Source organism: Streptomyces sp. NPDC056144 (assembly GCF_042264145.1).
Classification (GTDB): Bacteria; Actinomycetota; Actinomycetes; order Streptomycetales; family Streptomycetaceae; genus Streptomyces.
Genome location: NZ_JBHJVF010000006.1, coordinates 358,293 through 381,660, shown reverse-complemented (window position 1 = coordinate 381,660; position 23,368 = coordinate 358,293). Strand labels below are relative to the sequence as shown.

Here is a 23,368-nt window from a genome sequence, read left to right as displayed (position 1 = left end):
GAGGAACCGTCGTCGTGAGCAGCAGGCCATCCCGAGGCGCTGCTCGCCTCGCAGCCATACTCGACGCCCTCCCCGACGGCCTCGTGCTCGTCAATTGCAACGGCACGGTCGTCAACGCGAACACCATCGCCCTCGGCATGTTCGAGACCCCCGGCACCGCGCTCGTCGGGCGCGGGCTGCTCGACCTGCTGCCCACCTTCGACTCACGCCTCATCCCGGGCTCCATGCGCCTCCCCGAGGACGCCGACGAGCGGGGCCGTACCAAGCCCGCCCGCATGATCGCCCGGCGCACCGACGGCAGTGAGTTCCCGGTCGAGGTCACCAGCGCCAGCCTGGAGGACGGCCGCGAGGCGTACGACTCCGCCACCAGCGGCTACACCGGCGACGAGCTCCTCATGCTCGTCGTCCGCGACCTCACCGGCACCCTCGACACCGAGGCCGAGCTCGCCCGCTCGCAGCGCCAGACCGAGATGATCCTGCGCGCCGCCGCCGAGGGCGTCGTCGGCACGGACACGGACGGCCGGGTCGTCCTCGTGAACCCCGCCGCCGCGCAGATCCTCGGCTACCGCGCCGGCGAGCTCGGCGGCCAGGAGCTCCACCCCCTCGTCCTCGCCACCCGCGCCGACGGCGAGCCCTTCCCGTACGAGGAGTCCCCCCTCGCCGACACCCTCAAGTCCGGGCGCAAGCACCGGGTACGGGGGCAGGTGCTCTGGTCGAAGAGGGGCGAGCGGGTTCCTGTCGACCTCACGACCGCTCCCGTACGTGACGGGGACCAGCTCGTCGGCGCCGTGATGACCTTCACCGACCGCAGGCCGTACGAGGAGCTCGTCGACAAGCACGCGGCCGAGCTCGCCGATCTGGCCGAGCGGCATGCCGCCGAGCGCGAGGCGCGCGCCGAGGAGTTCGCCTCGCTGGCCGGCCGGCACGAGCAGTTGACCGCCGTGCTCGCCGAGTCGCTGCGCGGGCCCCTCGAAGAGCTCCGCTCGCAGCTCGGCGCGCTCGCCGCCGACGACGCCGGCCAGCTCTGGCCCGAGGCCAACCAGGTCCTCCACCACCTCACCGCCGGCTACGCCCGGATGACCGCCCTCGTCGACAACGTCCTCGGGTATCAGCGGCTCGACGCGGGAACCGAGCTGCTCGACCGGCAGGTCGCGCTTCTCGACGGCGTCGTGACCGCCGGGATCGACGGGGCCGTCGAGCTCATCGGGCCCGGGCGCGCCCAGTTCGCCGTCCACGCCCCGCCCATCGAGGCCGAGGTCGACCCCGCCCGCCTGGCCACCGCCCTCGCCCACCTCGTCGCGGACGTCGCCGGCGTCGACGCCACCGGCCGCAACCGGGCCGCCGCCCCGGGCGCCGGACCCGTCGACTCCACCATCGTCGTCGCCGCCGCCCAGCGCGGTGACGTCGTCCGCATCGAGGTCCGCGGCCCGTACGCGGGCGGCGACCCCGTCCACGGGCCCGTCGTCCGCGGCATCGTGGCCGCGCACGGCGGTGTCGTGCAGACCCACGAGGTGCCCGGGACGACCGGTGGCGCGTACGTCCTCGAAGTCCCGCTCGGCGCCGGTCGCGGGACCGTGCCCGCCACCGCCCCGGCCGTCGCCGCCGCCGCTCCCGCACGGGAGATGCCCGCGCTGCCCGCGCAGGCCACCGGCACCGAGGGCGAGACCTCCGGCGGCGGGCGCCGCCGCGCCCGACGGGCCTCCACCGACGCCTTCCTGGACCCCTCCGGGAGCGCCGAGCGCTCCGAGGGCTCCCCGGCCGTGGCGGTCGAGCCCGCGGGGCGGCGTCGGGCCGTTCGCGCCGGGGAGACCTCCTCCGGGGTCGGCGAGCTCATTCCCGCTCAGCAGAGTGGTGACGGCGGCGGAGACGCGGCCGCCGGTGTCGTCGAGCCCACCGGGCGGCGCCGTGGGCGGCCCGCCGAAGGGTCCGTCGTGACCGCCGCCGAGAGTGCGCAGGGCCGGGCCGCCCTGGGGGCCGCCGTGCCTCCGCAGGGGGTCGTCGCCGCCACCGCCGTCGAGCCCGTGGCACAGGTGGCCGCCGTGGCTCCCGCGCCCGTGGCCGTACCCGCCGCGCTTCCCGAGGCCCAGCCCAGTGGGCGGCGCCGCCGGGCGCTCGCCGCCGCGCAGGAGCGCGCCGCGGCCGCCGAGGCCGGGCCCCGGACGCCGTTCGCGCTGCCGCCCGCCGAGGCCGACCGGCCGGAGACCGAGCCCGCGGCCGCGGCCGCGCCGATCGCCGTGCCTGCGGCCGCAGCCGCGCCCATCGCCGTACCCGCACCCATCGCCGTGCCCGCGGCCGTACCCGTGCCAGCGGCCGTACCCGTACCGTCCGACGAAGGACAGCACGAGGCCGTACGGGGCGTTCCCGGCGGCGGTCACACGCCTCCGCTGCCCCACCCGCAGCCCATGCCTCCCGCGATGCCCATGCCGTCGCCGCAGCCTGCGCCCGCGCCGCAGCCCGCGCCCGCGCCGACGCCCGCACCCGCACCCGCACCCGTGACGGCCACCCCCGCCGCCGGTACGAGCACCGGCGGCACCGGGTCCGTACCGCTGCCGCCCGAGCTGCCCATGCCGAAGGACGCCTCGCAGGGGCGGGCGTTCAGCGTGCGGACCCTCGGGCAGGGCGTGCCCTTCGTGCCGCCGTCCGCCGTGGCCTCCGCACCTGCACCCGCACCCGGCCCTGCCCCCGCCGTCGCGTCGGCCCCCGTCCCGGCACCCTCCAACGGCTCCGGGCGGCGGCGGAAGCTCGCCACCCCGCCCGCGGCCGATCCGGTGGCTCCCGCCGCCGTCGAGACCGAGGCCAGGCCGCACCCGCAGGCCGCCTCCGAGGCCATCCCCGTCGGTCGCGCGTACGCCATAGGGGCGCCCGCCGAGGGCTCCGCCGAAGGGCCCGAGCCGCTCGACGGTCCCGGCGGCGCCGTCGAGGTCGCCAACCGGCCCGCGCCCCTGCCCGTCGACGACGAGCTGCCCCCCGAGCCGCTCGACAACCCGCGCCGACTGCTCGTCTGGCCCGCCCCCGACGTCTCCACGCAGCAGGCGCTGAGCGACCGCGGCTACCGGCCGGTGATCGTCCACTCCCGCGAGGAGGTCGACGCGCAGATCGCCGCCTTCCCGGCCGCGCTCTTCGTCGACCCGCTGACCGGGCCCATCACCCGTACCGCGCTCCAGTCCCTCCGTCAGGCCGCCGTCGCCGCCGAGGTGCCGGTGCTCCTCGCGGCCGGGCTCGGGCAGGCGACCCGCGAGGCCGCGTACGGTGCCGACCCCGCCGTCCTCCTCAAGGCGCTCGCGCCCCGCGACAGCGAGCAGCACCCCTCCCGCGTCCTGCTCATCGAGGAGCACGAGGCCATCGCGGGTGCGCTCGCCGCCACCCTGGAGCGGCGCGGGATGCAGGTCGTGCGGGCCGCCACGGACACCGAGGCGGTCGCCCTGGCCACCGAGATCCGGCCGAACCTCGTGGTGATGGACCTGATGCAGGTGCGCCGCCGCCGGGCCGGGATCATCGACTGGCTGCGCGCGAACGGGCAGTTGAACCGGACCCCGCTCGTCGTCTACACCTCGGCCGACATCCCCGAGGAGGAGCTGCCGAAGCTGTCGGCCGGCGAGACCGTCCTCTTCCTCGCCGAGCGGTCGAACAGCTCCGAGGTCCAGGCACGGATCGTGGACCTGCTCGCGAAGATCGGCACCAACTAGCGGTACGGGGAGGGCCGTTGCGGCCCTCCCCGTATCCGTACCGGCCGTACCGGCCGTACCGGCTGTACCGGCCGTACCGGTCCTTACAGCTCCGTCACGTCCAGCTCGCCCTCCGCGTACTGCCTGCGGATGACCTTCTTGTCGAACTTGCCGACGCTCGTCTTCGGCACCGCCGGCACGATCGCCCAGCGCTCCGGCAGCTGCCACTTCGCGATGCCGCCCTCGCCGCCGAGGAACGCCCGCAGGTCCTCGTAACCGGCCGTCGCGCCCTCCTTGAGGACGACGGTCGCGAGCGGCCGCTCGCCCCACTTCTCGTCCGGTACGGCGACGACGGCGGCCTCCGCGACCTCCGGGTGGCCCATGAGCGCGTTCTCCAGGTCGACGCTGGAGATCCACTCGCCGCCGGACTTGATGACGTCCTTCGCGCGGTCGGTGAGGGTGAGGAAGCCGTCGGGGCTGATCACGCCGACGTCGCCGGTCTTGAGCCAGCCGTCCTCGCTGAACTTGTCGTCCGGGCGGATCGCCTCGGCGTCGACGCCGCCGAAGTACGAGCCCGCGATCCAGGTGCCGCGCACCTCCAGCTCGCCGGCCGACTCGCCGTCCCAGGGCAGGTGGTCGCCGTTCGGCCCGACGAGCCGCGCCTCGACACCGGCGGGGAACCGTCCCTGCGTGACGCGGTACGGCCACTCCTCCTCGGCGCTCAGGCCGGCCGGCGGGTGCGCCATCGTGCCCAGCGGGGAGGTCTCGGTCATGCCCCAGGCGTGGCAGAGGCGGACGCCGAGCCGGTCGTACGCCTCCATCAGCGAGGGCGGACAGGCCGCGCCGCCGATGGTGACCTTGGCCATCGAGGAGAGGTCGCGGGGGTTCGCGGTGACCTCGGCGAGGAGGCCCTGCCAGATGGTGGGGACGGCGGCGGCGTGCGTGGGGCGCTCGCGCTCGATCATCTCGGCGAGCGGGGCCGGCTGGAGGAAGCGGTCCGGCATCAGCATGTTGATGCCGGTCATGAAGGTGGCGTGCGGGAGCCCCCACGCGTTGACGTGGAACTGGGGGACCACGACCAGGGTCGTGTCCTTGTCCGTCAGGGCCATCGACTCGGCCATGTTCACCTGCATCGAGTGCAGGTAGATCGAACGGTGGGAGTAGACGACGCCCTTCGGGTCGCCCGTGGTGCCGGAGGTGTAGCACATGGCGGCGGCCGAACGCTCGTCCAGCTCCGGCCAGTCGTACGTGGTCGGGCGGCCGGCGATCAGCTCCTCGTACTCGTGGACGCGCGGCGCCGCGCCGTCGAGGAGGGAGCGGTCGCCCGGGCCCGCGACCACGATGTGCTCGACCGTCGGAAGGTGCGGGAGCAGCGGCGCGAGGAGCGGGAGCAGGGAGCCGTTGACGAGGACGACCCGGTCGGCGGCGTGGTTGACGATCCACACCAGCTGCTCGGGGGGAAGGCGGAGGTTGAGGGTGTGGAGGACCGCGCCCATGGAGGGGATCGCGAAGTACGCCTCGACGTGTTCGGCGTTGTTCCACATCAGGGTGGCCACCCGCTGGTCGCCGACGACGCCGAGTTCGTCGCGCAGGGCGTTGGCCAGCTGGTGCGCGCGGGCTCCGGCCTCCGCGAAGCTGCGGCGGTGCGGCTCGGGCTCGCCCGTCCAGGTGGTGATGGTGGACTTTCCGTGGATGGTCATCCCGTGCTTGAGGATGCGGCTCACGGTCAGCTGTACGTCCTGCATGGTGCTGTACACGGGGCGTCCTCCCGGTGGGCGCTACGTGGCAGTAGGGGTAGGGAGATTCTGCGCACGTACCGTGCGGTATGTCACTACCCGGGAGTACGGAAATTGCCAGTGATCACTGGCAGACACCTGAGAGCTCGGCGTACGGGGGCCGGCGCGGGGGCTCACCTGACGGGGGTCAGCTCGGGGTCCTCCCTGAGTTTGCCGAGCGCCCGGGACACCGCGCTCTTCACCGTGCCGACCGAGACCCCGAGGACCTCCGCCGTCTGGACCTCGCTGAGATCCTCGTAGTACCGCAGCACCACCATCTGCCGCTGGCGCTCGGGCAGCTTGAGGATCGCCCGCCACATCGCGTCGTGGAGCACCTGGCGGTCGGCCGGGTCGGGCTCCGGGAGACCCGCCGGCTCCGGCAGTTCGTCGCACGAGAACTCGTCGACCTTGCGCTTGCGCCACTGGGACGTCCGCGTGTTCAGGAGCGCGCGGCGGACGTAGCCGTCCAGGGCGCGGTGGTCCTCGATGCGCTCCCAGGCCATGTAGGTCTTGGTCAGCGCCGTCTGGAGGAGGTCCTCGGCGTCGCAGTGGTTGGAGGTCAGGGAGCGGGCCGTGCGGAGCAGCACGGGGCCGCGGGCCCGTACGTACGAGGAGAACGACGGGTACGAGGCGTACGGCGCGGGGCCGTGGACGGCGGCCGTCGAGGCGCGGACGCAGACGGGGCCAGAGGGTGGCGGAGTCATGACTCCACGCTAGGAGCGGTCCCGGCCCCGGGGATCGGCCCCAGGTCCCGAACCGGGGTCCCCCTCAGGTCGGACCCGGGGGCGTGGGGGCACCTCCTTGGGGTGGAGTCGGCCCGTGGGCATCTCAGGGTCGGCTCCGCCCTCAGGGGCGGCGCTCGGGGCGCTCTCAGGGGGCGGTGACACGGGCGACCGGGGCGTCCACCGCGCTGCGGTCGACCGCCAACCGCTGGCCGCCGTACGACTCGGAGACGTTGCCCGCGTACTGGTGGATCCGGGCGTGCGGCATCCAGGCGTCCGGGTGCAGCACCGTCTCCGTGTACAGCGCGGGCCTGCCGCGCCAGCGCGCGAACCACAGCACCGACGGCAGGTCCTTCGTGCCCGCCTTCCGCGCCGCCTCGATGTGCCGGATGCCGGTCTCGGCGCTGCTGTAGTAGCCGGGTACGTAGCCGAGGCGGCGGACCTCGCGGTTCCAGGCGCGGACGAAGGAGAGCGTGGTCGCCGCGCAGCCGGTGTCCTCCAGGGTGAACGCCTCGATGTCGAGGTAGAGCGGGCTGGCCGCCCCGATCCGCAGCGCCCGCGCCGCCCGGACCGCGTCGCCGGCCTCCCGGGTGCCCTGGGTCCAGGGCCTGGCCCCGATCGCGTACCGCCGCTTCGCGGCCGCGTGGACGCACGGCGCCTGCGAGCCGACGAAGAGCGGGAGCAGCCGCCAGCCGAGGGCGTCGACGGAGGAGACCCAGGCGGGGGTGAGCTCCTTCTGCTCGGGGCAGCCGCGGCCCCGGCCGCCGAAGTAGACGCCGACGGCCCGGTACGGGGACGAGGTCCGCCACGCCTTCATGACGGCGAGGGAGGGGGCTTCGCAGGTGTCGAAGGCCGTGCCGGAGAAACGGGGGGCTGTGGGGGCGGCGGGAACTGCGGCGGGGGCGGCAGCGGGAACGGCGGGTGCGGCAGCGGGTGCGGCAGCGGGAACGGCGGGGGCCTCGGTGGCGACGGCCGGCCCCTGGAGCAGGGAGGCCGCCGCGAGGGCCGCCGCGGCGGCCGCGACCGCCGACCGCGCGAGGGTGTGATGAGTGCTCATGGCGCGAGTGAAGAGCCGCCCGCCCCGCCCGGCCACCCGTGGGGCCGCCGGGTCAGCCGTCCGCGCCCAGGATCAACCCGGACGTGGGAACCCCCGTCCCCGCCGTGACCAACGTGCGGGCCGCGCCGGGTATCTGATTCACCGAGGTCCCGCGCAGCTGCCGGACCGCCTCCGCGATGCCGTTCATGCCGTGCAGGTACGCCTCCCCGAGCTGCCCGCCGTGCGTGTTCAGCGGAAGGACCTCCTCCGCGACGAAGTCCGCCCCCTCCCCCGGCCCGCAGAAGCCGAACTCCTCCAGCTGCATGAGCACGAACGGGGTGAAGTGGTCGTAGACGATGCCGACGTCGATGTCGTCCGGCGCGAGCCCGGAGGTCCGCCAGAGCTGCCGGGCGACCACCCCCATCTCCGGAAGGCCCGTCAGATCGTCCCGGTAGAAGCTCGTCATCGCCTCCTGCTTCCGGCCCGCGCCCTGCGCCGCCGCGAGGATCACGGCCGGCGGGTTCGGCAGGTCGCGGGCGCGCTCGACGGAGGTGACGACGATCGCCTGCCCGCCGTCGGTCTCCTGGCAGCAGTCGAGGAGCCGGAGCGGTTCGACGATCCAGCGCGAGGCCGCGTGGTCGGCGAGGGTGATCGGTTTCCCGTGAAACCATGCGGCCGGGTTGGTGGCCGCGTACTTCCGGTCGGTCACGGCGACGTGCCCGAAGGCGTCGGGGGTGAGCCCGTACGCGTGCAGGTACCGCTGGGCGGCCATCGCGACCCAGGAGGCCGGGGTCAGGAGGCCGAAGGGCAGCTGCCAGCCGAGCGCGGTGCCCTCGGCGGAGGGTTCGCGCTGCTGGACGCCGGAGCCGAAGCGGCGGCCCGAGCGCTCGTTGAACGCCCGGTAGCAGACGACGACTTCGGCGACCCCGCTCGCGACGGCGAGCGCGGCCTGCTGGACGGTGGCGCAGGCGGCCCCGCCCCCGTAATGGATCCGCGAGAAGAACGAGAGCTCGCCGATCCCGGCCGCCTGGGCGACGGTGATCTCGGGGTTGGTGTCCATCGTGAAGGTGACCATGCCGTCGACGTCGGCGGGGGTCAGTCCGGCGTCGTCCAGGGCCGCGCGGACCGCCTCGGCCGCGAGCGAGAGCTCGCTGCGGCCCGAGTCCTTGGAGAACTCCGTCGCCCCGATGCCGACGACGGCGGCCCGGCCGCCGAGGCCGTCCCGCGTGCGCACGCTCATCGGGTCACCCCCACGGTGACCGTGACGCTCCCCGTCACGTGGTGCCCGAGGCCGTTGGCGCCGACGATCCGGACGGTCGCCGTGTCCCCCGCCACCTCCGTGACCGTCCCGGTCAGGGTCATCGTGTCCCCGGGGTAGTTGGGCGCGCCGAGCCGGATGGCGACCCGGCGCAGGACGGCCGTGGGGCCGAAGTGGTCGGTGACGTACCGGCCGACGAGCCCGTTCGTGGTCAGGATGTTCATGAAGATGTCCGGTGAGCCCTTCGCGCGGGCGAGTTCGGCGTCGTGGTGCACGTCCTGGTAGTCGCGCGAGGCCACGGCCCCGGCGACGATCAGGGTGCGGGTGATCGGGATCGCGAGCGGCGGCAGCGCCTCTCCGGCCTTCATGACAGGTCTCCTTCGCCCTTGGCCAGCAGGTCGCCGAGCTCGGCGAGGAGTTCCGTCCCCGCGCCCAGATACGCGTCGAGCTGCCGTCCCCACAGGAAGTGCCGGTGGACGGGATGGTCGAGGTCGGCGCCCATGCCGCCGTGCAGGTGCTGCCCGGCGTGCACGACCCGCTTGCCCGCCTCGGACGCCCACCAGGCGGCCGTCAGCGCCGCCTCCGTGGCGTCCAGGCCCTCGTCGTGCCGCCAGGCCGCCTCGTACGCCGTGACCCGGATGGCCTCCGTGTCCATGTACGCGTCGGCCGCCCGCAGCTGGACCGCCTGGTGGGTCGAGAGCGGGCGCCCGAACTGCTCGCGTACGGAGGTGTACTCGACGGCCCTCGCGAGCGAACCGGTGCAGACGCCCGCCTGGAGCCCGGCGAAGGCCGTACGGGCGGCGGCGAGGACCTCCTCGTACGCCCCAGGCCCCCCGAGCCGCTCCCCCGGCGCCCCGTCGAGCACGAGCCGCCCGGCCGACCAGGGCGCGGTGAGCTCGACCGGCTCGACCGGCGCCGCGTCCTCGACGCGGACCAGCCACAGGCCGCGCCCCGACTCCGACTCCGACTCCGCGGCCGGTACGAGGACGTGGGTGGCGTCCCGCAGCCACGGCACCCAGGGGACGGACCCGGTGAGCCGGCCGCCGGCCTGCGCGACCTCCCCCGTGGAGGGGAACGCCCCCGTCACCACCGTCGTCCCGTCGCGCAGGCCGGGCAGCAGCCGGGCCCGCTGTTCGTCCGTACCGTGCCGGGCGACGGCGAGGATCCCGTACACGCAGCTCGCCGCGAGCGGGACCTGCGCGGTCACCCGCCCCTGCTCCTCCAGGAGCAGGACGAGCCCGAGCAGGCCGGTGTCCTCGACGGCGCCGGGCAGCCCGGCCGCGCAGAGCGCCTTCCACAGCTCGGCGTCGCCGCCGGTGCCGGCCGCCGCGAGCCGCTCGTGGGTCGCGAGGTCGCCGAGGATCCGCGCGGCGAGCTCCCGGACGGCCTCCTGCTCCTCCGTGGGCGTGAAGTCCATGTGCTGGCTCAACCCTCCTCTTGGGCGCGGAAGACGGGGAGCTCCAGCTCGTCGTCGACCCGCAGGAACTCAAGGCGTACCGGCATCCCGATCCGGACCTTGTCGTACGGAACTCCCACCACGTTGCTGACGACCCGCACGCCCTCGGCGAGTTCGACCAGCCCGACCGCGTACGGGGGGTCGAATGCCGGGAAGTGCGGGTGGTGCATCACGACGTACGAGAAGACGGTCCCCGTCCCGCCCGCCTCGACGGCCTCCCAGTCGGGCGAGCCGCAGTCGGCGCAGCCGGGGAGCCAGGGGAAGCGGGGGGTCGCGCAGGCGCGGCAGCGCTGGAAGAGCAGGCGGTGCTCGGCGACGCCCTCCCAGAATCCGGCGTTGTCGCGGTTGACGACGGGCCGGGGGCGCAGCGCGGGCTTCTTCGCCGGTTTCCTCGCCGCGGGCGCGTACTTGAGGATCCGGAAGCGGTGGGTCCCCGCGAGTTCGCCGTTCGCGTGGACGTCCATCCGGGTCGTGACGAAGTGGCCGGTGCCGAGCTTGGTCGTCTTGCGCGGGGAGACGGACTCGATGACGGCGTCGAAGGTGATCGTGTCGCCGGGCCGGAGCGGACGGAGGTACTCCTGCTCGCAGTCGGTCGCGACGACGGAGGTGTACCCGGCGGCGTCGAGGAGCGCGGAGAGCTCGTCGTACGCCTCCGAGCGTCCGGTGGGGCCCGTGTGGCCGGAGAGTCCGCCCATCGTCCAGGCCTGGAGCATCGTGGGCGGCGCGACGGCGTCCGGGCCCCGGTAGGCGGGGTGGTCGTCGCCCATGGCTTCGCACCAGTGCCGGATCATGGCCAGGTTGACGGGGTCCTTGCCGACGGTGGCGGTGGCGGCGGTACGGCCCTGGTAGGCGGCGAGCCGCTCGTACGGGATGTCCTCGTGGGTCATCGCCGCCCCCTCGCCTTCATGCCGAGCCGCATCCGGGCGACGATCTCGCGCTGGACCTCGCTGACCCCGCCGCCGAAGGTGTTGATCTGGGCGGCCCGGTTCATGCGCTCCAGCTCGCCGTCGCCGAACGCGCCCGGCGAACCGGCCCGTACGGTCCCGGCGTCTCCCGCGATCTCCTGGCAGATCCGGTAGACCTCGACCGCCGACTCCGTCCCCGCGAACTTCACCCCGCTCGCGTCGCCGGGGGCGAGCCGCCCGGCGCCGACGTCGCCGACCAGGCGCCAGTTGAGGAGGCGGGTCGCGGCGAGCCGGGCGTGCGCCTCTGCGGCCCTGATCCGTATCCACGGCTCGTCGACGCGGCGCCGGCCCGTCAGCGGGTCGGGGGTGCGGGCGCCGTCGAGCGCGGCGGCGAAGAAGTCCTCGGCCTGCATGCCGATGGCGGCGAGGGCGACCCGCTCGTGGTTGAGCTGCTCGGTGATGAGGCCCCAGCCGCCGTGCTCGGGGCCGACGAGGTTTCCGGCGGGGACCCGGATGCCGTCGTAGTAGGTGGCGGTGGTGGTCAGGCCGCCGACGGTGGCGATCGGGGTCCAGGAGAAGCCGGGGGCGTCGGTCGGGACGAGGATCATGGAGATCCCCCGGTGGGGGGCGGCCTCGGGGTCGGTACGGCAGGCGAGCCAGATCCAGTCGGCGTTCTGGGCGTTCGAGGTGAAGATCTTCTGCCCGTCGATCAGCCAGTCGCCGCCGTCTCCCGCCCCGGAGTCCTCACGGACGGCACGGGTACGGAGGGAGGCGAGGTCGGTACCGGCCTCGGGCTCGCTGTAGCCGATGGCGAAGACGATGTCGCCGGTCAGGATCCGGGGCAGGAAGTACGCCTTCTGCTCCTCGGTCCCGTACTTCATGAGCGTCGGGCCGACGGTGTTGAGGGTGACCATGGAGACGGGGGCACCGGCCCGGTAGGCCTCGTCGAAGAAGACGAACTGCTCGTCGGAGCCGCGGCCCTGGCCTCCGTACTCCTCCGGCCAGCCGAGCCCGAGCAGGCCGTCCGCGCCGATGCGGCGGAGCAGCGCGCGCTGGGCGGCGGAGTCCTCGGGGGGAGGCGGGCCCTCGGGCATCACCTCGCGGAAGTACGCGCGGAGCTCGGCGCGCAGCCGCAGCTGCCGCTCGGTCGGGGCGAGGTGCACGGCGACGGCCTCCCGGTGGGACGACTGAGATTTCTGACTGTCCGTCAGATTCAGGACCTCTGTCAAGGTCGTCGGCCGACCGGCTTGCCGGGAGCACGGGAACGCGGGACGGCCCGCACGCCGGTACCGAAGTACCGTCGTACGGGCCGTCGTTCACCTCGCGGTCGCGCCCCCCACCGGACCTGCTTCCGCGGGGTGATCCACCACCGGGGGACCTACCACCAGGGGTAGAAGTTCACCACCGCGTTCGTGTTCGACTGGTCGATGTGCGTGAAGGCGGAGCCGTTCACGCTCGCGGTGTTGTTCTGGTTGGAGGCACCGGAACCGGTCGCCACCTGCTGCGTGGTCGTCGAGTTGCCGTGGTTGTCACCACCCACGCCGCTGCCGATGATCGTGGCGACGCTCGTGTTCGATCCGTCGTCCGCGAACCCGCCGTTGTCGGCCTGGGCCACCCCCGTGAAGAGCGCGGCGGCGAGGGGGAGAGCGGCGGCGACGGCGACGATGCGGGCGGTACGGATGCTTGCCATGTCTGTTCCTCCGGGAACTGAAAACGATTGCTGTGACGCGTGACGCTGTGACGCATTACTGCGGTGACTGCTGTGACACTGCGGTGACTGCTGAAACTGCTGTGCACGGAACGCTTGGGGAACTGCTCTCAACTCTGGCCATTGCCCGGGCGGTTGGCCGACCGCCTCGGTCGTTTTCTGCTCGACGTCGCGAATCCAGAGTTGCCCACCGAATCCCCGGCGAACCACCCCGGAGCGGGTTATTCCCTCGCAAGCGTGAGGACAGCGCGATAAACCCCGGCGAAGCGAGAACGGCCCAGCTCAGCCGGTCGGAGACGGCTTAACGGCGTCATTCGGACCGGAGAATTCCGTACGCGCCAAGGGAGGAAGCGTTCCGGCAGATTTTCCGCCAATCTTTTCCTGGGAAAGGCGTCACGGCGTGTCGGAACCGCTCCCGGAGGCTCCGGCCGCGGCCTCGAAGACCGCGTACGCCGCCGCGTCGAAGAGCACGAACCGCACCTCCTCGACGGAAGCGGTACGAGCGGCCCGGACCGTCTCCACGGCGATGCGGGCCCCGTCGTCCATCGGCCAGCCGTAGACGCCGGTCGAGATCGCCGGGAAGGCGACCGTCCGGGCACCCAACTCGTCGGCCACCCGCAGGGATTCTCGGTAGCAGGAGGCGAGCAGCGCGGACCGGGCCGGTACGTCCTCCGGGATCCACACGGGCCCGACGGTGTGGATCACCCACCGCGCCGGAAGCCGCCCGGCCGTGGTCGCGACGGCCTGCCCGGTCGGCAGCCCCTTGCCGTAGTGCGAGGCCCGCAGCTTCCGGCAGGCGGCGAGGATCTCGGGCCCGCCCTTCCGGTGGATGGCCCCGTCGACGCCACCGCCGCCGAGCAGCGAGGAGTTGGCGGCGTTGACCACCGCGTCCGTCGCCTCCTCGGTGATGTCCCCCCGCACGAGCACGATCCGCACCATGTCCCAGCCTCCTCGTCACCGGCGCCACCACCCGCCGGACGCACGGAAGGGGCACCCCGACGACGGGACGCCCCTTCCGTTCGGCGCGGACGCCGATCTGCTGCGGTGGGTGTGGGATTTGAACCCACGGTGACATCGCTGCCACGACGGTTTTCAAGACCGACGGGCCCGCAGTATTCACATCCCTCTGACCTGCCTCTTCGGTGCATTGTGAGCCATGGACGGTCCTTCTGGCCCGCGCATGGCCCACAAGCCCCGAAAAGCACGCCTCACCGGGGTCACTCCGTAGCGGTCTCGTGCACCCGCAGGGGAGCTTCCGGGACGCTCAGAACCGCAGCGGGACGCTGGGCAAGCCACCCCGAGAGTCGGTGAGCGGGCGACTCTGTCCGGAGGTGCCGGAACCCAAGTCGCTCGTAGTACGAGTGGAGCCCCGTGTTCGTGCGCCAGGTGTCGATCCGCACCCAGTCCCTCCCCTCGGCCACCGCCAGCCGGGACGTCCAGTCCACGATGCGCTCGCCGAGGCGGCGGCCGGCCGCCCTACGACCGACGATCAGCTTGTACAGGTACAAGGCAGTCTCGGGATGATCCTCGTCCGTCCAGAAGTCCCGATCCACAGGCCCACGGCTCACAGTCGCCAGGACCGCGCCGCCGTCGCCCTCGACGACCCAAGCGCGCCCCTCGTCGATCGAGGTTCGCCACTTCGTGATCGCCTTGGCTCCGGTTTCGGGGTCGCTCCACTGGTCGGTGCCCTTGGTCCCGAGCCACGACTCGGCCTCGGTTCGGAGCGCCATCAGGGCCGGTACGTCCGCCACCCTCGCGGGGCGGAGGAACTCAGTCGGTGTCGACTTCATAGAGGATCTTGTGCCTATCTCCGGGGAGGATGGTGACCATGCAGCGCAGAGGCTTGCCGTCCGCGTCGTAGCCAGTGCGGGTGTGCTCGGCTACCGGCGTCGCCGCAGGCAGAGCCAGCAGCTCCGCCTCCTGCTTCGTCGGCATCCGGACCGCGATTTCATCTCTGTACTTGGCCTGGATGAGCCCGATGGATACGAGCACGCCACCGGGGGCCGAGACGTCACGCGGCTCCATCAGGAGCGTCCCGGTGACCAGATCCTGAGGGAAGTACGAGTCGGCCAGCGCGTACGGACGGTTGTCGACGTACCGGATGCGCTTACGAGCAACGGCAAGGCCACCGTCGGGCAGCGCGAGTGCGTCACGTACGTGCCTCGGAGGCTCGACGATCGACACCGAGATGTCCTGCCTCGGCGTCTTGCCCTCTTCGGCCACGGCACTGGCCCACTGGTCGCCGGCGGTCTGACCTTCGACCGCGTTCGAGTGTCGACTCCGGCTCTCCAGTGTCGTCCAGTTCCACACGACGGGCGGGTAGTCCTCCCGGACGTACTTGCCCTGCCCCTGACCCGTGACGACTAGGCCCTCGTCGACGAGCAGCCGCACCCCGGCCCGGATCGTCTCGCGGCTGTAGCCGTACTCCGACATCATTTTCGATTCGCTCGGCAAAGGGTCGCCGGGGGTGAGTTCGCCCCTCACGATCTGATCCCGCAGGTCAGCGGCGATCCCCTGAGCCTTCGTCATTCCTCGTCGCACGGTGCCCTTCCCACGCCTCCGACAACTCCTCCGTACAAGTTAGACCAGTGGGCTTGACTCGCCAACCGCGGATCCGCAAACTGATGGCACGTCACTCCTCCAGACAAGTCAGACGGGGTGTCAGGTACGTAGTTATGCATGGAAGTTCGGGATCGCTCACGTGTCTGGAGTGAGCCCCGGGCGCTCGTCGGTTGAGAACTGAACAGAGGACGCACCGCAGCCTTCGCTAGGGAAGAGCGGCCGTCAGCAAGTCACCAGGCATCTGCGACAAGCCGTAGGCCCTGCCACACGAGCGGAGTCACCTTGCTCCGGGTCGCCCTCCGGGTCGGCCGAGGAGTCCTCCACGTGCGGTGAGACAGGGGCAAAGATCGCGACCTACGCCACGCACCATGTCCGCCCTGGAGGCCGACGTGAAGCGACGAGAACCATGGGCGCCACCCCGCTGGACCGGCGGGAGTGGCCGCGCCCACCGCGTCACCTGAATTCCGCAGCCGCCCCGCTGCGGCCGGTTGCCTCCTCCGTCCGTCCGGGCCCCTCGCGGGGTCGCGTACGGGCGGGGCGGCAGGGAGCCGGAAGTGCTCACGACTCCAACGGCGAGAGGCCCCGGTGCTGGAACACCGGGGCCTCGGTTCGGGCCGTCCAACGAGAGAGGAAGTACGACCCATGAACGTGATCGTTGCTGGTCAGAGGATCGTTACGCAGGCCGAGCTGATCGAGGCCGCGCTCGGCTTCGACGCCGACCCGGTCGAGGCGCTGGAGTTCGACTCGGCGGCCGGCCAGGACGCGCTGCGCGACATCCTCGGCGTCCTGGAGGCGGAGGCCGCGACCGACGTCGACGCCGAGGACATCGCCCACTACCGGAGCCTGCTCGGCGCCCGTGTGCTCGCCTTCCCCCGCCGCTCCGCCCTCGGCTACGAGCGGGGGGCCGCATGAACCTCATCGCCTACTGGGCCCTGATGGCCCTGTGCGTCGGTGTCGAAATCTGGGGCCAGGTCATCGGCATCCAGGACCTCACCCTCACCGGTTTCTTCGGCGGGCTCGGCGTGGTCGCTGTCCACCGGCTGCTGCTCCGCGCCGACCGCTACGAGGAGTTCGCCGAGGCGGGTGAGGAGCGGTGAAGACGCTCGCCCAGGTGCTGCTGTTCGTGCTCACGGTCCTGGAGCTCTCCCTCGGCCTGCTCGCCGGGGTGGTGGCTCTGGCCAGCCTGATCACGGAGACGATCGCCCGCGCGGTCGCCGGACTCGACGAGGCGTTCGCCCGCCGGTTCCGGCTCGCCCGGCTCTCCCCGAAGCTCCGCAAGGAGCTCGCCGACGTCCTGTACGGGATCACGACGACGCCCGCCGGAGGTACCCGATGAGCACCTACCGCGAAGACCGCCGGGCCGACCGGGCCGCCGAGCGGGCCCAGGACCGCGAGGACCGCCGCCTGGAGCTCGAAGCCGCCGCCCAGCGGGAGGTCACTCAGGCCGAGGAGCGGCGCAAGGACGCCGACGCCAAGCGCCGCCAGGAGCAGGCCGACAAGAAGGCCAAGCAGGCCGAGAAGGCGGCGCGCAAGGCGTCCTCGGCCGCCAAGCGCGCCAAGGCGGTCCGCTGGTTGAAGGCGAACCCGGCCACGCTGTTCGTGGCGTTCGTCATGGTCGCCTCGATCGTGCCCGCGATCCTCTCCCAGATCGGCGCCCTGACCGGCGCGAGCGTCGCGGCCCCGATGGCGGGTCTGCTCGCGGCGATGCTGGAGGGCGGCGCTTGGGCGATCACGTTCATGGGCAAGCAGGCCGAGGATGCCGGCCGCGAGCCGAGGAAGTACCGGATCGGGACCTGGGCCGTCGCCACGGTCGCGGCGGCGGTGAACTTCTGGCACGGCCTGGAGGCCTACGCCGCCCATCCGTGGGTCGCGTTCGTCCTCGGCGCGTCCTCGCTCTTCGCCATCTACATCTGGGACCTGAAGACCCACGGCTCCCACGGCAAGACCAAAGCGCAGAAGCAGGCCGAGAAGGACCGCCGCGCCCACGTCGCCGCCCGCCGCAAGCACCACCCGCAGATCGTCGAGCAGGCCGTGAAGCTCCAGGCAGCCCTGCCATTCGGAGCGCTCGACGACGAGGCCGCGTTCGCCGCCGCGTGGCGGATCCACACCGGCGCCGAGCCCGGCCTGTCCGCTCAGCTCTACGCCACCGCGACCGAGGCCGTCCTCCAACTCGGGGCCGCGTTCGAGCTCGGCGACAACGTCCGCGAGGAGCTGTTGGAGACCGGCTTCAAGGCCGCCCGGCTCAATCCGTTCGCGGAGCTGACCCAGACCCCTACACCCCAAGCGGGAATTGGGCCGAACCAGGATGAACCACCCGCCGAGAAGCCGCGCGAGAGCGCCCCTCGGGGGCGGTCCGAGGCGGAGCTGAAGGAGCTCCTGCCGGACGCCCTGAGCGCCGCCGCGGACCTCGTCGCGGAGGGCAAGCAGATCTCCGCGACCGGCCTCGCGAAGAAGCTCCAGATCCGCCGCGAGGACGCCCTCAAGCTCCGCGACCGCGTCATCGAAGAGCGCCGCCTGCACGTCGCCTGAACCACCCCACGTACGCGGGGCCCGGCCTCCGCCTGGCAGCACCGGCCGGGCCCCGCTACCTCACCAGGGAGGCACAGCAAGCATGACCGAGCACCTCACCGAACACACCCCCACCCCCGCCGGGCCGACGACGATCGCGACCGTCACCGTCCTGCGCCCCGCGCCGTTCGTCGTCCCGCCGATGCCGGCCGAGCCGCCGACCGTCGGAGCGGACGACCGCACGGTGGTCCTGGAGACCGCCCGCGCCGTCCTGGAAGAGACCACCCCCGCAGCCGTCCCGGTCGCGGTCGGGAAGGTGGAGAAGGTCGACCTCGACGACTTCGACTCCGACGCCCCGCTCATCCCGGCGTGGATGTACTCAGCCGAGGGCTGGGCCGCGTGGGCTGGAGTCTTCTACCGCGCCCGGCGCCGGGACTTCCGCCGCTGGGTCCGCCGCCAGCCCACCCAGCGCGGTCACGTCCACCAGTTCGGCCGGGGTGTGCGGCGCTCGCACGAGTGGGTCGTCGGCTTCGAGGGCGTCCGCGTCCAGGGCGCCGCCCACACCGCCCACGTCCTGACCCGCGAGGCCCGGATCGCCGCCCGCCGCGCCCGGTTCACCCCCCGCATCCGGGGAGTGGACAAGGCGCTGGCGATGAAGGCGGCCGAGCGCGCGACCGCCGCCGCCGAGGAAGCCGTCGCGCTGCACAAGAAGGCGAAGAAGGACCGCAACCGCGCCCGGAACCTGCGCGCCGGGGTCGTCTACGGCCCGCCGCTCGCCGCGATCAGCACCGGGTTCGTCATGGCCGGCGGCCTCGGCCTGACCGCCGGGCTCATCTCCACGTTCGCCGGGGGCGCGTTCATCGGCCGTACCCCGTACAACGAGGAGGCCGACTGGACGAGCGACTGGCGTTCGCTCGGCGACGGCGACCGCATGACCGCCCCCATGCTCGACGCCTCCTTCCGGGCCGCGAAGGTCATCGGGTCGGAGGAGTCCCTCGGCGTCGTGCAGATGCCGATGCTCGACACCCGCGGCGCCTGGACCGCCGTCCTCGACCTGCCCCCGGGTGTCCCGGCGAAGAAGGCGATCCGCGCGACCGAGGAGCTCGCCGCCGCGTTCGGCGTCGAGGAAGCCCAGGTCTCCGTCATGAAGAAGGGCCGCTCCGGCCGCATCGAGCTCTACGTCTCCCGCGAGCTGCCGTTCACGCAGGACCCCGTCCCCGGCCCGCTCCTCGCCCTGGAGTCGCCCACGAACTTCTGGGGCCGGATCAGCATCGGCCCCGACGTCCGGGGCATCCACCAGTCCATCTCCGTCGTCGAGCGCTCCGGCCTCATCGGCGGCGAGCCCGGCGCCGGCAAGTCGGGGTCGGGCAACACGATCCTGCTCGCCGCCGCGCTCGACCCGCGCGTCATCCTGCACCTCGCCGACGGCAAGGGCGGCGGCGACCTGGAGCCCTTTGAGCCGCTGTGCGAGGCATACGAGGGCGACGCCGACCCCGAAGCCTTCGACAAGATGCTCGACGACGAACTCCGGGACATGAAGGACCGGTACACGCTGCTGAAGAAGCTCGGGAAGCGGAAGGTCACCGAGGACCTCGCGGCCAAGCACCCCGAGCTGCGGCAGAAGCTCCTGTGGGTCGACGAGCTCATGCTCTACACCACCGACGACGAGTACGGGAAGAAGATCACCCGCAAGCTCCGCAACCTCGTCTCCCGTGGCCGGGCGGCCGGGATCATCACCTTCTGCGCCACCCAGAAGCCCGGCTCCGACGTCGTCGACACCAGCCTCCGCGACCTGCTCTCCATCCGATGGGCGCTGCGCTGCACCACCCCCGAGGCGTCCGACACGATCCTCGGCAAAGGCGCCGCCGCCTCCGGCTACTCCGCCCGCACGATCCAGTCCGAGATGCGCGGCGCCGGGCTGCTGTGGGCCGAGGGCACCAACCCGCAGATGGTCCGAGCCGACTACTACACCGACGACCAGGTCAACGACCTGATCGACCGCGCCACCGAGTGGCGGCGCCGGGCCGGAACCCTGCCCAAGGCCCCGCTCCGGCTCATCGACCAGCTCACCACGCTCGCCGACGAGGGCGACGAGGACGCGACGGTCTTCGCGAAGGTCCTCTCCTGCTTCTTCGTCGAGGACATCGCCGCCCGGCAGCGAGCCGTCAACGGCGGCATGAGCCGGGCGAAGGCCGAGGAGGAGATCACCGTGGACTGGCTCCCCGGCCAAGTGATCCTCGACTACCTCAAGTCGCAGAACGCGCCGGTCACGGCCGAGAAGCTCGCCGCCCTGATCGTCCGCACGGACGAGGAAAAGGCCAAGCGTCCCTGGGGCGAGAAGGGCTCCCGCCTCGCGGGCTACCCGCTCGCCCGCGTCGAGGACGCCGCCACCACCCGATTCGGACTTACCGCCTGAATCGACCCGGACGCAACCCGGACTAGTGCCCGACTTGACCCGGATTACCCCCGGGCGAGACGGGCTCCGACCTGGACGCGGGACCCGAGTCCCGGACACCCCGCGTCCAGGTCGCCCCCAGATCCGTCCAGGATGCCCAACCCCCTGACCTGCGACAACGCGGAGCCGTCCGGGCTCAGTCCAGGTCTCCGCCCTACCTCAAACCGGCACATAAGGAGTCAGGCATCATGACCGCCCAGACCCTCGCCGCCCCCACCGCCCCGGCCCCGGAGCTCGCCGACGAGGCGGCCCTCCTGGTCCGTGAGATCGAGCAGTACCTCACCGCCCGCGTCCGCACGACCGCCCACCCGCTCGTCACCAAAACCACCGCCGAACTCATCGCCGAAGCCCTCGGCGCCAGACCGGAGGCCCCGGCCGCTCCGGTCCTCACCGGCCCGGCTCGCGCGCTGCGGGTCCTGCCCGACTGGATCCTCGACTTCCCGCTCCTGCGCCAACTCCACGGCGGCGGACGGCAGATCGGCGTCGCCGAGCACCTGGAACTCACCGCGCTCGTCATCGAGCGCTACGGCTGGCACCGCGGCGCCCTCCGCTCCACCTCCGGGCGGCGGTGCATCCTCGGCGCCCAGGCCGTCCTGTTCCGCCTCGGCTACGGCGACGAGACGACCGCCCTCGCCGCCGGCCACCACCTCCAGGCCGTCCTTGCCGCACGCGGCATCACCGAGCCCTACCACCGCTGGAACGACGCCACTGGCCGCACCCGGGCCGAGGTCCTCGCCCTCGTCCGCACCGCCGCCCACAACGCCCGCCAGGAGGGCTGAGCAATGACGATCCGCTGGCGTGACACCCGCACCATCGCCGACCTCGGCCAGACCATGGCCCTGTGGCTGGAGGGCCGGATCGACTCCTGGCCCGGCTACGACGGGCCCTTCGGCCGGGAGGAGGAGAACGGCGCCCGCCACCTCATCCCGCCCCTGGCCGAGCTGAACCGGTCCGGGTTCGTGACCACCAACTCCCAGCCCGGCACGGTCGACCAGTACGGCAGGCAGCGCGCGTGGGTCGAGGGAGTCGTCCACGACCACAGCCCGCTTCTCGACCGGCTCCTCGGCCTCCGGCGGCAGGGCTTCACCGTGCTCCGAGGCTGGCCGAAGCAGACCACCGTCATCACCGAGGACGACGGCCGCCCCTTCACCACGGTCGGCGGCTTCCACCTCCGCCGCGACGACACCACCCGCACGTGGTGCGGCATCGGCCGGCGCGCGCTGCGCGAGGTGAAGCGGCACGGAGCCCAGCTCCACATCATCGACATGCAGTGGGGCCGCGACGACCGCCTGTGGACCGCGCTCACGGCAGCGGCCCGGTGACCGGCCCCGGTCGCGCTGCCTCTGCCCGCGCTCGCCGCGAGGGCGGAAGCGCGTGAACACCTACCGCAAGAACCTCGCCCCCGACGGCCTCAAGACCCGCCGTCAGCTCCGCGCCTGCGGCCTGCGGCCCGGCGGCCATGACCCCGTCGCCCAGATCCGCTACTGGCGCCACGGCTGGCGCTACGCCTACCTCTACGACACCCAACTCGCCCTGCCCGTGAGGCCGATGACCCCGGGGCGATGGCGGTCCCACGAGGCGATGATGCGCGCCCGCCGCACCTGCCCGCAGTGCCGCCTCGACCGCGGCTACTGCATCCCCACCTCGCTCGGCACCTGCCCCGACTGCGCCACCTGACCCACCCCTCAACCGCCCACCTCCAGGGAGTCCCGCATGGCCATAACCGTCTCGCTCGTCGTCCTCTTCGGGCTCGTCCTGTACTTCCTCCTCCGCGCCGGAAACCTCGGCCCCGGCTCCGCGTTCATCGCCGCCGGATTCGGCTTCTTCCTCGCCTCCACGGGCGCCGCCACCCCCATCAACCAGCTCGCCGACAGCGTCATCGACGCCCTCTCCAGCCTCTGAGGAGACCCTCGTGTCCAAGCTCGCCCAGCGCCGCATCACCGCCGCCACCGACATCACCCGCACCGGCCTCGAAGACCTCCTGCGCGAGGTCCGCACCGGACTCGACGCCGCCGACCGACGCCACGTCCTGGACCTGCTGTACACCGCCGAGGGCGGCGGCACGGGCCTGCTCCCGCTCCTCAGCGACATCGTCACCACCGTCAGCCTCTACGTGGGCGAGGGCCACCCGAACCATGAGGCCGCGACCGAGGCCCTGGACGAGGCCGCCGCCTACATCGCCGACTCCGCCGGCCACCGCGTCACCACCGCCCGCAACCTGCTGACCCGGCCCGCCAAGCGGGACTGGCCCACCCCCGAGCAGGCCTACGCCAAGGCCCCGTCCACGATCAGCGAGATCGGCTGGACCGCCCGCACCGCCGCCGAGCGCCCCTTCGGCACCGAGGCGAGCCGCGAGTTCTGGCTCCGCAAGGCCGCCCTCCTCGACCGCATCGCCCTCGACGACGAGACCGCCCACGTCACCACCGACGCCGCCAAGCTCGCCGACCAGGCCGCCCGACGCCTCATGAACGTCGACGAGGCGCCCGTCATCTGCGACCCCCGCGCGTACGTCCGCCAGCAGTACGCCGCCTGGACCACCAACCGCTAACCGCCCTGACAGTCCAGCTCATCCAAGGAGATCCCTTGTCCCGCAAGACCCTGCCCTGGTTCGAGACCCTCACCGACAGCGTGTTCGCGCTCGGCGCCGCCGCCCGCGAGACCCGCACCGCCCACCAGGCCGCCCAAGCCGCCGCCGCGCAGTACGACCTCGACCGCGTCCGCCTCCTCGACGGCGAGATCACCGTCCCCGGCCTGTTCACCCCGGCCCGGCCCCACGACCGCGCCGTGATGGGCATCGGCAAGGCGTTCCAGGAGTGCCGGGACCGGATGGGGCGCCTCTCCACCATCGCCGTTCTCAGCTACGCCTACGGCACAGCCTGGGCCGTCCTGCGCGTCCTCGACGGTCAGGAACCGCCTCGCGTCGAGCTCGGCCTCACGTCCGAGGGGCAGCTGACCATCCCGGGAGAGGTCGCCCCTGTCCCGCCCGAGGTCGAGGGCCTGGACCGCTGGTGCGACAACGCCAAGCTCGAGCAGGCCCGCCAGCGGTGGTGGGCCTGCGACTCCGCCGGCGAGTACGCCGACGCCCTCGCCGACCGGGGGGACCTCACCGACCACGAGATGTACGAGATGCACCAGGCGTACGACGAGGCGAACGGCGTGGTGGAGGCGGCCTACGCCTACGGCGTCCTTGCCGAGTCCGCCCTGCGCTTCACCCTGCTCGGCGCCCGCGCCCGCAACGCCAGCCAGTAGCTACGCCGAGGGCGGCCCCCGTCTCGCCAAAGTCCGGGGCCGCCCTCGCTCACCAGCACCTTCGACAGA

Annotated in this window: 24 protein-coding genes and 1 tRNA gene; 12 read left to right on the top strand and 13 right to left on the bottom strand. The window is 72.8% G+C overall.

The features are described 5' to 3' along the window. The first annotated feature begins 14 nt into the window (after positions 1 to 14). Positions 15 to 3,686 carry a PAS domain-containing protein gene (locus ACFC0Z_RS21115; RefSeq protein ID WP_376440017.1) on the top strand — a complete coding sequence of 1,224 codons (3,672 nt, stop codon included), beginning with the start codon at positions 15 to 17 and terminating at the stop codon, positions 3,684 to 3,686. 83 nt (positions 3,687 to 3,769) lie between these two features. Here the strand turns inward: ACFC0Z_RS21115 and ACFC0Z_RS21110 are convergent, their stop codons facing one another. From ACFC0Z_RS21110 to ACFC0Z_RS21050, 13 genes are all read right to left on the bottom strand, one after another. After that, positions 3,770 to 5,422, bottom strand: coding sequence for a long-chain fatty acid--CoA ligase (locus ACFC0Z_RS21110; protein WP_376440014.1), 1,653 nt, complete (start codon positions 5,420 to 5,422; stop codon positions 3,770 to 3,772). 152 nt (positions 5,423 to 5,574) lie between these two features. After that, positions 5,575 to 6,144 (bottom strand): SigE family RNA polymerase sigma factor, encoded by a 570-nt coding sequence (locus tag ACFC0Z_RS21105; RefSeq protein ID WP_376440011.1) that lies wholly within the window; start codon positions 6,142 to 6,144, stop codon positions 5,575 to 5,577. A 166-nt stretch (positions 6,145 to 6,310) separates the two neighbouring features. Further along, positions 6,311 to 7,219 carry a DUF1906 domain-containing protein gene (locus tag ACFC0Z_RS21100; protein WP_376440009.1) on the bottom strand — a complete coding sequence of 303 codons (909 nt, stop codon included), beginning with the start codon at positions 7,217 to 7,219 and terminating at the stop codon, positions 6,311 to 6,313. 52 nt (positions 7,220 to 7,271) lie between these two features. Beyond that, positions 7,272 to 8,438 carry a lipid-transfer protein gene (locus tag ACFC0Z_RS21095; RefSeq protein WP_376440006.1) on the bottom strand — a complete coding sequence of 389 codons (1,167 nt, stop codon included), beginning with the start codon at positions 8,436 to 8,438 and terminating at the stop codon, positions 7,272 to 7,274. Then, entirely contained in the window at positions 8,435 to 8,824 is a 390-nt protein-coding gene (locus ACFC0Z_RS21090; RefSeq protein WP_376440004.1) for a MaoC family dehydratase, read from the bottom strand. The genes ACFC0Z_RS21095 and ACFC0Z_RS21090 overlap by 4 nt, the downstream gene beginning before the upstream one ends. Continuing rightward, positions 8,821 to 9,873: an acyl-CoA dehydrogenase family protein gene (locus tag ACFC0Z_RS21085; RefSeq protein ID WP_376440001.1), complete on the bottom strand. Its 1,053-nt coding sequence runs from the start codon at positions 9,871 to 9,873 to the stop codon at positions 8,821 to 8,823. Before ACFC0Z_RS21085 ends, ACFC0Z_RS21090 begins: the two co-directional genes overlap by 4 nt. An 8-nt stretch (positions 9,874 to 9,881) precedes the next feature. Beyond that, positions 9,882 to 10,799, bottom strand: coding sequence for a bifunctional MaoC family dehydratase N-terminal/OB-fold nucleic acid binding domain-containing protein (locus ACFC0Z_RS21080; protein ID WP_376439998.1), 918 nt, complete (start codon positions 10,797 to 10,799; stop codon positions 9,882 to 9,884). Continuing rightward, positions 10,796 to 11,980: an acyl-CoA dehydrogenase family protein gene (locus ACFC0Z_RS21075; protein WP_376439995.1), complete on the bottom strand. Its 1,185-nt coding sequence runs from the start codon at positions 11,978 to 11,980 to the stop codon at positions 10,796 to 10,798. The genes ACFC0Z_RS21080 and ACFC0Z_RS21075 overlap by 4 nt, the downstream gene beginning before the upstream one ends. Positions 11,981 to 12,195: 215 nt before the next feature. Beyond that, positions 12,196 to 12,507 (bottom strand): hypothetical protein, encoded by a 312-nt coding sequence (locus ACFC0Z_RS21070; RefSeq protein WP_360798086.1) that lies wholly within the window; start codon positions 12,505 to 12,507, stop codon positions 12,196 to 12,198. 411 nt (positions 12,508 to 12,918) lie between these two features. Further along, the gene (locus ACFC0Z_RS21065; protein ID WP_376439992.1) at positions 12,919 to 13,464 is read right to left on the bottom strand and encodes an O-acetyl-ADP-ribose deacetylase; all 546 of its coding nucleotides are present in this window, start codon (positions 13,462 to 13,464) and stop codon (positions 12,919 to 12,921) included. Positions 13,465 to 13,570: 106 nt separating this feature from the next. Next, positions 13,571 to 13,658 (bottom strand) — tRNA-Ser (locus ACFC0Z_RS21060). 84 nt (positions 13,659 to 13,742) lie between these two features. Further along, positions 13,743 to 14,315, bottom strand: a complete 573-nt coding sequence (locus tag ACFC0Z_RS21055; RefSeq protein ID WP_376439988.1) for a GNAT family N-acetyltransferase — start codon at positions 14,313 to 14,315, stop codon at positions 13,743 to 13,745. Then, positions 14,296 to 15,054, bottom strand: a complete 759-nt coding sequence (locus ACFC0Z_RS21050; RefSeq protein ID WP_376439985.1) for a GntR family transcriptional regulator — start codon at positions 15,052 to 15,054, stop codon at positions 14,296 to 14,298. Before ACFC0Z_RS21050 ends, ACFC0Z_RS21055 begins: the two co-directional genes overlap by 20 nt. Before the next feature lie 675 nt (positions 15,055 to 15,729). On the opposite strand from ACFC0Z_RS21050, the gene ACFC0Z_RS21045 reads away from it, so the two are divergent. From ACFC0Z_RS21045 to ACFC0Z_RS20995, 11 genes are all read left to right on the top strand, one after another. Beyond that, complete coding sequence (locus ACFC0Z_RS21045; protein WP_376439982.1) at positions 15,730 to 15,999, top strand: hypothetical protein; 270 nt, start codon at positions 15,730 to 15,732, stop codon at positions 15,997 to 15,999. Further along, entirely contained in the window at positions 15,996 to 16,184 is a 189-nt protein-coding gene (locus ACFC0Z_RS21040; RefSeq protein ID WP_376439980.1) for a hypothetical protein, read from the top strand. The genes ACFC0Z_RS21045 and ACFC0Z_RS21040 overlap by 4 nt, the downstream gene beginning before the upstream one ends. Then, positions 16,181 to 16,423: a hypothetical protein gene (locus tag ACFC0Z_RS21035; RefSeq protein WP_376439978.1), complete on the top strand. Its 243-nt coding sequence runs from the start codon at positions 16,181 to 16,183 to the stop codon at positions 16,421 to 16,423. Before ACFC0Z_RS21040 ends, ACFC0Z_RS21035 begins: the two co-directional genes overlap by 4 nt. Continuing rightward, positions 16,420 to 17,616 (top strand): hypothetical protein, encoded by a 1,197-nt coding sequence (locus ACFC0Z_RS21030; protein ID WP_376439975.1) that lies wholly within the window; start codon positions 16,420 to 16,422, stop codon positions 17,614 to 17,616. Before ACFC0Z_RS21035 ends, ACFC0Z_RS21030 begins: the two co-directional genes overlap by 4 nt. 82 nt (positions 17,617 to 17,698) lie before the next feature. Next, positions 17,699 to 20,011, top strand: coding sequence for an FtsK/SpoIIIE domain-containing protein (locus ACFC0Z_RS21025; RefSeq protein ID WP_376439973.1), 2,313 nt, complete (start codon positions 17,699 to 17,701; stop codon positions 20,009 to 20,011). Between the two features lie 227 nt (positions 20,012 to 20,238). Next, positions 20,239 to 20,829, top strand: a complete 591-nt coding sequence (locus tag ACFC0Z_RS21020; RefSeq protein WP_376439971.1) for a hypothetical protein — start codon at positions 20,239 to 20,241, stop codon at positions 20,827 to 20,829. 3 nt (positions 20,830 to 20,832) lie between these two features. Beyond that, a complete protein-coding gene (locus ACFC0Z_RS21015) occupies positions 20,833 to 21,372 on the top strand; it encodes a DUF6919 domain-containing protein (protein ID WP_376439968.1) in 540 nt (179 codons plus the stop codon). Between the two features lie 52 nt (positions 21,373 to 21,424). Further along, on the top strand, positions 21,425 to 21,727 hold the full coding sequence (locus ACFC0Z_RS21010; protein WP_376439966.1) for an RRQRL motif-containing zinc-binding protein: 303 nt from the start codon (positions 21,425 to 21,427) through the stop codon (positions 21,725 to 21,727). A gap of 36 nt (positions 21,728 to 21,763) precedes the next feature. Further along, positions 21,764 to 21,952 (top strand): hypothetical protein, encoded by a 189-nt coding sequence (locus tag ACFC0Z_RS21005; protein WP_376439963.1) that lies wholly within the window; start codon positions 21,764 to 21,766, stop codon positions 21,950 to 21,952. Between the two features lie 10 nt (positions 21,953 to 21,962). Beyond that, entirely contained in the window at positions 21,963 to 22,598 is a 636-nt protein-coding gene (locus ACFC0Z_RS21000; protein ID WP_376439962.1) for a hypothetical protein, read from the top strand. A gap of 35 nt (positions 22,599 to 22,633) precedes the next feature. After that, positions 22,634 to 23,299 carry a hypothetical protein gene (locus ACFC0Z_RS20995; protein WP_376439959.1) on the top strand — a complete coding sequence of 222 codons (666 nt, stop codon included), beginning with the start codon at positions 22,634 to 22,636 and terminating at the stop codon, positions 23,297 to 23,299. Positions 23,300 to 23,368: the final 69 nt, after the last annotated feature.